This is a genomic window from Streptomyces sp. NPDC101237 (assembly GCF_044767465.1).
In the GTDB taxonomy this organism is placed as follows: Bacteria; Actinomycetota; Actinomycetes; order Streptomycetales; family Streptomycetaceae; genus Streptomyces; species Streptomyces gramineus.
This window is the reverse complement of sequence record NZ_JBIWNY010000004.1, coordinates 316,780-325,402: the sequence shown is the minus strand read 5'-3', so window position 1 is coordinate 325,402 and position 8,623 is coordinate 316,780. Positions and strand designations below refer to the sequence as shown.

5 protein-coding genes are annotated in these 8,623 nt (G+C 73.8%); 3 read left to right on the top strand and 2 right to left on the bottom strand.

What is annotated here, in order from left to right:
• The first annotated feature begins 171 nt into the window (after positions 1–171).
• Positions 172–1,284 (top strand): ATP-binding cassette domain-containing protein, encoded by a 1,113-nt coding sequence (locus ACIRQ9_RS09195; RefSeq protein ID WP_404168845.1) that lies wholly within the window; start codon positions 172–174, stop codon positions 1,282–1,284.
• Positions 1,281–2,153: an ABC transporter permease gene (locus ACIRQ9_RS09190; protein ID WP_404168842.1), complete on the top strand. Its 873-nt coding sequence runs from the start codon at positions 1,281–1,283 to the stop codon at positions 2,151–2,153. The genes ACIRQ9_RS09195 and ACIRQ9_RS09190 overlap by 4 nt, the downstream gene beginning before the upstream one ends.
• A 38-nt stretch (positions 2,154–2,191) precedes the next feature.
• Here ACIRQ9_RS09190 and mgrA read toward each other — a convergent pair whose 3' ends face one another.
• Both mgrA and ACIRQ9_RS09180 read right to left on the bottom strand, forming a co-directional pair.
• Positions 2,192–3,235, bottom strand: coding sequence for an L-glyceraldehyde 3-phosphate reductase (gene mgrA, locus ACIRQ9_RS09185; protein ID WP_404168839.1), 1,044 nt, complete (start codon positions 3,233–3,235; stop codon positions 2,192–2,194).
• Between the two features lie 201 nt (positions 3,236–3,436).
• Positions 3,437–7,171, bottom strand: a complete 3,735-nt coding sequence (locus ACIRQ9_RS09180) for a family 78 glycoside hydrolase catalytic domain (protein ID WP_404168836.1) — start codon at positions 7,169–7,171, stop codon at positions 3,437–3,439.
• Between the two features lie 681 nt (positions 7,172–7,852).
• Between ACIRQ9_RS09180 and ACIRQ9_RS09175 the strand changes: the two genes are divergently transcribed.
• On the top strand, positions 7,853–8,581 hold the full coding sequence (locus ACIRQ9_RS09175; protein WP_404168833.1) for a FadR/GntR family transcriptional regulator: 729 nt from the start codon (positions 7,853–7,855) through the stop codon (positions 8,579–8,581).
• The last annotated feature ends 42 nt before the right edge of the window (positions 8,582–8,623 follow it).

The following is an 8,623-nucleotide window of genomic DNA, read 5'->3' as shown; positions in this document are numbered from 1 at the left end:
GCGGGGCGGGCGGGGCCGGCTTGTCGCCGGCTCAGAAGGTTGTTTGGGGCTGCTTGGGGGGGCGCCCCCCCCCCCCCCGGGGGGGGGGGGCCGCCCCCCCCCCCCCCCCGGCCGGAGCACGGGCCGCCCCGGCCGGCCCGCGCAGGACATCCCGTGGAGGAGGAGCCGACCATGCAGGCACACGCCGGTGACGACGCCAGGACCCGAGCGACCCCGCGGACCGCCGAACCCGAGGACCCGGACGCCGGGGGGCCGCCCGCCCGGCCGGACCGCGCCATCACGACCCGCGGCCTGGTCAAGAGCTACCCGGGCCCCGACGGCACCACCACCGACGCCGTGCGCGGCCTGGACCTGGACGTGCTCAGGGGCGAGACGTACGCCTTCCTCGGCCCCAACGGCGCCGGGAAGTCCACCACCCTCGCCGTGCTGTGCGCCCTGGCCCGCCCCACGTCCGGCCGGGCCACGGTGGCCGGCGCCGACGTGCTGCGCCACCCGGACCAGGTACGAAGACTGGTCGGGATGCTCTTCCAGCACAGCGCCCTCGACCCCGACCTGACGGCCGAGCAGAACCTGCACATCCACGCCCGCCTGTACGGCCTGCGCCGCAGGCACGCCCGCGTCCGCGTCACCGAGATGCTGGAAGCCGTAGGACTGGCCGACCGGCGGCGCGCCCTGGTCCGCACCCTCTCCGGAGGCATGCGCCGCCGTCTGGAGCTGGCCCGCGGCCTGCTGCACGCGCCCGAGGTGCTGTTCCTCGACGAGCCGACCACCGGCCTCGATCCGCATGCCCGCGCCCAGGTCTGGCAGTACCTGCGGGCCCTGCGCGACCGGCACGGCAGCACCCTGTTCGTCACCACCCACTACCTGGAGGAGGCCGAGAACTGCGACCGTCTCGGCATCCTCGACCACGGCCGGCTGGTGGCCGAGGGCACGCCCCACGCGCTGAAGGCCGAGATCGGCGCGGACCGCCTGGTCCTGCGCACCGGCGACGACGCGGCGGCCCGGCAGGCCCTCGGCCGGGCCGTCCCGCCGGGCACCGTCCTGACCGCGGATCCCGAGGGACTCTCCCTGCGTCTGCCCGACGGCAGCGCCTGGATCCCGCGCCTGTGCGCCGCGCTGGCGGACGAGGGCATCGCGGTGCACGCCGCGTCCGCGACCCCGCCGACGCTCGACGACGTCTTCTTCCACCACACCGGCCGCAGCATCCACACCCCCCGGTCCCACCCGGCTCCGGGCGTCCCGGCTCCCGGCAGCGCCGGGCCCGCCGCCGAGGAGGCCCCATGACCGCGCCCGCCCCGCCGGCCGCGGACGCCCACGACGGCGCCGCCGACTCCGGCCCCGCGCCAGGGCCGTCGCCGCGCCACGAACTGCGCGCCGTGCACGCCCTGGTCCACCGCGACCTGCTGCGCATGGCGGCCCAGCCCGTCCACACGGCGCTGATGCTGCTCCAGCCGGTGCTCTACCTCTTCGTCCTGGGCGGCGGTCTGGCCGCGCTGATCCCGAACTCCTCGCTCGGTGTCGGCTACCAGACCTACCTCTTCCCCGGCATGCTGATGATGACCGTGCAGGCCCCGGCCATCATCGTCGGCGTCCGCCTGATCACCGACCGGCAGAGCGGCTACCTGCGCGAACTCCTGATGGCCCCGGTCAGCAGACCCACCCTGCTGCTCGGCAGCTGCGCCGGCGGCACCCTCGTCTCCACCGTCCAGGGCGCGGTCCTGCTCTGCCTGGCCGGTGCCGTCGGGCTGCCGTACGACCCGCTCCTGCTGGCGCTCCTGCTCGCCGCGATGATCCTGGCGTCCTTCACCGTCACGGCCCTGGCGCTGCTGCTGGCCGTGAGCATCGACCGGCCGGAGATCTTCCACATGCTGCTCGGCCTGGTGATGATGCCGCTGCTGTTCCTCTCCGGTGGCTTCTTCCCGCTGCACAACCTGCCGGGCTGGGCGCACGCGCTGGCCGCCGTCAACCCGCTCGCCTACGGCGTGGACGTGCTGCGCCGCTGCATCGCGCTGCGGGTCCCGGACGCGGCGACCCCCGCGGGCATCGAGTGGTGGGGCCGGCAGCCTCCGCTGCTCCTGGAGGGCGCGCTCCTGGCCGCCGCCGGCGCCGTGGCCCTGCTCTGGGCCGCGCACCGCTTCGGCCGTCCCGAATGACACCTTCGGCACGGCCGGCGGACGGCGTGTGCGGGGCCTCAGCCCATCTGCCCGGTCCTCGCGTCGCGCCACAGGTCGACGCCGCCGTCGACGGCGTACGTGTCGATCTCGGCCAGCTCCTCCGCCGTGAAGTCGAGGTTCTCCAGCGCGGCGACGTTCTGCTCCAGCTGCTCGGTGCGGGACGCGCCGATGACCAGCGAGGTGATCCGCTCGTCGCGCAGCGCCCAGGCGAGCGCCATCTGCGCGAGGGTCTGGCCGCGCCGCTGGGCGACGGCGTTCAGCGACCGCAGCCGGTCCACCATCTCGTCCGACAGCCAGTCCTTGTCGAACGACGTGCCGGCCGCGGCCCGCGAGCCCTCCGGGATCCCGTCGAGGTAGCGGCCGGTGAGCAGGCCCTGCGCGAGCGCCGTGAAGCCGATGACGCCGAAGCCCTCGTCCCGCGCCGCGTCGAGCAGCCCGTCCGTCTCGATCCAGCGGTTCAGCATGTTGTACGACGGCTGGTGGATGAGAAGGGGCGTCCCCAGGTCCCGCAGGATCGCGGCGGCCTGCCGGGTGCGCTCGGCGTCGTAGGAGGAGATGCCGACGTACAGGGCCTTGCCCTGGCGGACGGCGGTGTCCAGCGCGCCCATCGTCTCCTCCAGGGGCGTGCTCGCGTCGAGGCGGTGCGAGTAGAAGATGTCGACGTAGTCGAGGCCCATGCGCTGCAGGGACTGGTCGAGGGAGGCGAGCAGGTACTTGCGGGAGCCGCCGCCCTGGCCGTACGGGCCGGGCCACATGTCCCAGCCGGCCTTGGTGGAGACGATCATCTCGTCCCGGTAGGGCGCGAGGTCCTGCTTCATCAGCCGCCCGAAGTTGATCTCCGCGGAGCCGTAGGGCGGGCCGTAGTTGTTGGCCAGGTCGTGGTGGGTGATCCCGAGGTCGAAGGCGCGCAGCGCGATGTCCCGCTGGGTCTCGAACGACCGGTCGTCACCGAAGTTGTGCCAGTAGCCGAGCGACAGGACGGGCAGGTCGAGGCCCGATCGCCCGGTGCGCCGGTAGCGCATCGTGCCGTTGTACCGCTCGGGGTCGGCGACGTGGTTCATGGGGGTCTCCGCAGGTGACGGTGGGTTTCGTGCCGTTCGTGGGGTGAACGTGCCTACTGTGCCCCGGCTCGATTGCCGAGTCCAACAGCTCACGCACATCGAATTCATCGCTGTCACTTCTCAAAGCGGCACCCGCCGGCGGCCCGTCACGGCCGCGCGGGGACGGCGCCCGCGCGCCGCCCCCGCGTACGGTCCGGCCGGTCAGACGCTCGCCGTGAAGGTGTAGGTACCCGCCGGCAGATGGTACGTCGCCGGGCCCGCCGGGACGGCCTGCGCCGGCGCGACGACCGACTCGGGCCGCGAGGTGGGCACGGTGACGGAGGCCCAGGTGCTGACGGGCACGGTGACGTGCAGCCGCAGCCGGCCACCCGAGACGGCCCAGTTGCTGGCGGCGCCGCCGTACGGCGTGTCGTATGTGCTGACGGCCGAGGTCACGCCGCCGCCCGGCCGCGGCGCGATGCGCAGTGCGGCGTACCCCGGGCTCGCGGGGCCGAGCCCGCCGACCTGGCGGTAGAGGAAGTCACCGACCGACCCGAGGCCGTAGTGGTTGAAGGAGTTCATGCCCGGGTCGTTGAAGGACCCGTCCGTGCGGATGCCGTCCCAGCGTTCCCAGATCGTGGTGGCCCCGCGGTCGATCATGTAGCCCCAGCCGGGGAAGCCGTGCTGGAGAAGGATCCGGTAGGCCGTCTCGAGGTGACCGTGGTCCGCCAGCACCGGGAGGAGGTTCTCCACGCCGAGGAAGCCGACGCTGAGGTGTCCGTCCGTGGCCGCGACCTTCGCGGCGAGCCGGCCCGCCGCCGCACCGGCCAGGGACGCCGGGAGCAGCTCGAAGGCCAGGGCCAGCACGTAGCCGGTCTGGGTGCCGCCGCGGACCGTGCCGTCGTCCGCGACGAACCGCGCGCGGAAGGCGGCCGCGACCCGGTCGGCGAGCTGCCCGTAGGAGTCGGCTTCGGTGCCGCGGCCGGTGGCGGCCGCCATCCGGGACACCAGACGGGCCGACCAGGCGGAGTAGGCGGTGCAGATGAGGTCCTGCGCCGTGTTGTCGTCGACGTTGAGCCAGTCACCGTACGTCGTCCGATCGCGAATCAGGTCGCTGCCGGAGGTGGCGTGCAGGTAGTCCACCCAGCGGGCCATCGCCGTGAAGTGCCGGTCCGCGACGGTGAGATCGCCGAAGCGCTGCCACAGCGTGTACGGAATGATCACTCCCGCGTCTCCCCAGCCGGCCGTGCCGGACCCGCCGGTCACCGCCGGCGCGACGTCGGTGAAGGCGCCGTCGGGCTGCTGGGCGTCCGCCAGGTCGTCGACGAACTTGGCGAGGAGCCCGTGCGTGTCCAGGTTGAAGGTGGAGGTCGCGCAGAAGGCGGCGATGTCGCCCGTCCAGCCGAGGCGTTCGTCCCGTTGGGGACAGTCGGTCGGGATCGAGAGCATGTTGCTGCGCTCGCCCCACACGATGTTGTGCTGGAGCTTGTTGAGCAGCGTGTCGGAGGCGCTGAACGAGCCCGGCTGCCGGGCGTCCGTCCACACCGCGCGGCCGGTCACGGTGCCGGCGTCGGGCCGGAAACCGGCGGGCAGGCCGCTGAGTTCGGCGTACCGGTAGCCGTGGACGGTGAACCGGGGCTCGTACGTCTCCACGTTCCCGGTGCCGGCGAGGGTGAAGGAGTCGGTGGCCTGGGCGCCGCGCAGGTTGGTGGTGTAGAGCGTGCCGTCGGGGTTGAGGACCTCGCCGTGCCGGACGGTGACGGTGGTGCCGGCGTCCCCGCGGACCGCGATGCGGTTCCAGCCGGCGAAGTTCTGCCCCATGTCGAAGATCCACACCCCGGGCCGTGCCTCGGTGACCGAGACCGGGCGGAACTCCTGCTGCACGGTGACCCCGTTGTCGACCTGCGCGACCAACCGCGGGACCGCCCCGTCCCGGACGGTGACGGCGGTCCAGCCGCTGTCGTCGAAACCGGGGGTGTCCCAGCCCTGGACGTGCAGCCGCGCGTCGTAGCTCTCGCCCTGGTACAGGTCGTCCGCGGTGATCGCGCCGGTGGCCGTGCGCCAGCCGCGGTCGGTCTTCACCAGCTGGGTGGATCCGTCGGCGTACGTGACGAGCAGCTGTGCGCCGTAGAACGGCTGGGTGCCGTAGTGCCGGCTGCCGGCGAAGCCCAGGTTGCCGGAGAACCAGCCGTTGCCGAGCCAGGCGCCGAGCACGTTGGTTCCCTGCCGGAGCCGCGCGGTGACGTCGAACACCTTGTACTGCAGGCGCTTCGCGTAGTCGGTCCAGCCGGGCGCCAGGACGTCGTCGCCGACCTTCGCGCCGTTGAGGCGGGTCTCGTGCAGGCCCAGGGCGGTGGTGAGCAGCCGTGCCGAGGCGATCGGCCCGCGCACCTCGAAGCTCGTGCGGACCATCGGCGCCGGACCCACGACCAGGACGTTCGACCCCCACGGGCCGCCGCCGTAGGTGGCGAGCGCACGGGCCGCGGGCCAGGCGCTGTCGTCGTACCCCGGGTCCTGCCAGCCGGCGGGCGGGTCCTGGTGCGCCCGCCACGTGCCGTCGGTGACCACCGTCGGGCCGCCGGCGACGGTCAGTGCGGCGATCAGTCCGGCCGGGGACGGCGTCGTGTTGGCGCTCGCGATCGCCAGGGTGTTGGCGCCGCTCCTGAGCTGCGCGGTGACGTCGACCGTCGCGGCGGTCTTCCAGGAGTCGGTGACGCGCCGTGAGCTGCTCACCGGGGTTCCGTTGACCCAGACGTCCGCGGTGTCGTCCCCGGTCACGATCAGGGTCGCGGCGGCGGGTGCGGAGTCCAGCGTGAAGGTACGCCGGAACGAGCGGGTGGCGACGGGTGCCTGGGAGGCGGGATCGCCCTCCGGGTACCAGATCCAGGTGGCCCCGGACAGGTCCCGGCCCGGCGCCCGTCCGACGAGATCGGCGGACCACTCGGTCGCGGGCGCCAGCAGTCCCGTCTCGAACCACGCCGGTGCGCTCCACGCGGACGCCCGGCCCTGCGTGTCCCACACCCGCACCCGCCAGAAGCTGCGGGTCAGGCTCTTCAGCGGCGCCCCGGCGTAGGCGATGTCGACCTGCCGGTCGGACGGGACCCGCCCGCTGTCCCACAGGTCGCCGCTGCCGCCCGCCGTGGACGAGACCTGGATCCGGTAACCGCCCTGCCGCTGCTGCGGCTCGGCCGAGTCCAGGGTCCAGCCGAAGCACGGGTGCGGCGCGTCCACGCCGAGGGGGAGGGTGCGGCGCTCGACGGTTCCGGCGGCCACGCGCAGCGGGGACGGCGCCGAGAGGTCGGGAGCGGTGACCCGGGTGTACCAGGGAGCCGTGCCGTAGGCGCCGAGATCGCGGGCCGCCGGCCAGGCGCCGTCGGCGAAGCCGGGCTGTTCCCAGCCCGCCGGCACGTCCTTGCCCGCCGACCAGCTGCCGTCGGTGACGGCGTCGGTCGTGCCGCCCGCGGTCCGCACCCTGATCCGTCCGATGACACCGGCCGCGCCGCCGTCGTTCCGGCTGGCCAGCGCGATGGTGTTGGTCCCCGCGGTGAGGGCGGGCCGCAGGTCCACGTACAGGGCGTCGCGCCAGGAGTCCGCGGCTCGGCGGGAGGCGGCGAGCGGCTTGCCGTTCAGCCATACGTCCACGGAGTCGTCGCCGGTGACGACGAGCTGGGCATCGGTCACCTCGCCCTCGGCGACGGTGAAGCGGCCGCGGAAGTAGCGGTGTCCGGCGGGGGCCGAGGAAGCGGGGTCGCCCTCCGGGTACCAGATCCAGTGGGCCGGGGACAGCGCGACGGGACCGGCCGGCGCGCCGGCCGCCTGCGCGGGTGCGGCGACGGTGCCGACGGCTCCCGTGGCGAGGGCACCGGCGGCCAGCGCCGAGGCCGTGCCGAGGAAGCCGCGTCTGCTGACCGGGGATTCCGGTGAGCCGGGAGTGGGGGATGGGGTCTGACTGGCCAACGGAGTACTCCTTCACGCGGGTCGGGCGAAGCAGGACGGCTCGGTGAGCGGCGCACGCGGACGGGAGCTTCCGTCCGGGCACGGTGTGGCGGGTCGGACGAGAGGATTGAAACGTTTCAAACCGTTAATGCGGTGGAAATGTATGAAAGTTGATGAGCGGCGTCAATAGAGTGGCGCATCGTTTCATTCACTCGGCCACGCTGACCGCGGAGGTGCCGAGCGGCCGAGGGCGACAGCGCGTCGACGACACCGGCGGTGCCGGAGGCCCTCCCGCGCGCCTGTGTCCCCAGCAGGTCCTGGTCCGGAAGCTCACGGCCACGCTGCTCGCCGACGGCGGCGACCTGCGCTACGAGACGGCCGGCGTCTCCCTGCACGCCCTGACCCTCCCCCCCCGAAGCGGACCAGGTCGAAACGGCGGGCCCCGGCCCGGCCGGTGCGCAGGTGCCGGCCCGAGAGGCTCGACGGCTGCCACGGGCATCCCCCTCGCCGTGCCCGGTGAACGCGACGTGCGGGAGGCGTGCGGGATGTGCAACCCCGGTGTTCCATCGGGTGATTGACGTGACGGAAGGTGCCTGCTTCACTGAGGCAGTGGCTGAGCCACTGGACCAAGAAGTCTCTGAACCAGTGGGCCGCCGGACCGGTGAGCCGCTGAACAACTGACCGAAGCCTGGGAGATCCTCCGTGGCCGTCGAGAGCATTCCGCGCCGAACCGTGGTCGACCTGCTGGAAGCACGGCTGCGTGACGACATCCTGAACGGCACGCACGAACCGGGGTCGCTGCTGCCTCCGGAGAGGGAGCTGGCCGCCGGGTACGGAGTCACCCGTACGACCCTCAAGCACGCGCTGACCCGGCTGGAGCAGGCGGGACTGCTGAGCACCCGGCACGGCATCGGCACCCGCATCCTGGACTACCTGCGGGTCGGCGGGGCCGACCTGCTTCCGATGCTGGCCGCACAGGATCCCACCTGGCTGCGGGAGGTCTTCGAGGTGCGGCGCCACGTCGGCGTCCTGATCGCGGGCCGCGCGGCACTCCGGCGCACGGAACGACAGGCCCGGCGGCTGGAGGAGCTGCTCCGCCAGGTCAGGGACGCCGCCGACGCCGACGCCGTGCAGCTCGCCGACGCGGAGGTGCACCGCGAGCTGGCGCGGGCCACGGGGAACCGCGTCTACCTGCTCCTCACGAACACGCTGTTCAACGCCTATCTCCCGGTGCGGGCCGCGCTGCGCGCGCCGTTCGAGGACGCGGCGGGGGCGACGGACCGGCTCGCACCGGTGGTGCGCGCCGTGGTGGACCGGGACGGCGAGGGCGCGCGGCGGGCCGCGGAGACGTACCTCGCCGGCACCGAGAAGATCATGCTCGCCTCGCTGGGCAGCCCTCGCGGCCGCCCGGCCGCCGACCGCCCCCGCTAGCCGCGCCGCGCGGCCCCGGCGCCCGCCCCGCCGATCACCGCC

Coding starts and splice junctions, on each gene's coding strand:
- ACIRQ9_RS09190 (WP_404168842.1), top strand. CDS start 1,281: ATGACCGCGCCCGCCCCGCCGGCCGCGGACGCCCACGACGGCGCCGCC.
- ACIRQ9_RS09195 (WP_404168845.1), top strand. CDS start 172: ATGCAGGCACACGCCGGTGACGACGCCAGGACCCGAGCGACCCCGCGG.
- mgrA (WP_404168839.1), bottom strand. CDS start 3,235: ATGAACCACGTCGCCGACCCCGAGCGGTACAACGGCACGATGCGCTAC.